Source organism: Mycobacterium sp. UM_Kg1 (assembly GCF_000972925.1).
Taxonomy (GTDB): domain Bacteria; phylum Actinomycetota; class Actinomycetes; order Mycobacteriales; family Mycobacteriaceae; genus Mycobacterium; species Mycobacterium hiberniae.
The window spans coordinates 1-353 of the sequence record NZ_JRMK01000364.1 but is presented as its reverse complement, the minus strand read 5'-3'; the positions used below and the strand labels follow the sequence as shown (position 1 = coordinate 353).

1 protein-coding gene is annotated in these 353 nt (G+C 69.1%); it reads right to left on the bottom strand.

Annotated elements, in window-relative coordinates; all coding sequences use genetic code 11:
* The coding region (locus LI92_RS21545; RefSeq protein ID WP_046322680.1) for a hypothetical protein at nt 1-353 on the bottom strand (353 nt) is incomplete at both ends.

Below are 353 nucleotides of genomic sequence, written 5' to 3'. Positions count from 1 at the left end.
GGGTTGACGAGTTGTAGGTAGGTGGGTTCGTCGTTGTCGTTGAGCAGGATTGCGCGGCCTGCGGGCAGGCGTGCGAAGCGTTGGCCGCGGATCTTGCCGCTGTCGGCGGGGTTGCCCGACAGCATCAGGGTGGTGGCCTGCAGGTCGTTGAGGCGGCGCAGCAGGGGGTTGGTCATCAGGGCGTGCCCGGAGCCGGTGGCCCGGCCGGTGACGATGACGCGCAGCCCCAGATCCCCGGCTTGGGAGAGCAGTTCGATCAGGGTGGTCCACGGCCGTTGCCCGGCGTAGGGCCCGGTCAGGGCCGGGGTGTCGGGGATGGCGTCGACATCGTCGATGAGCAGGTAGTGGGTGTG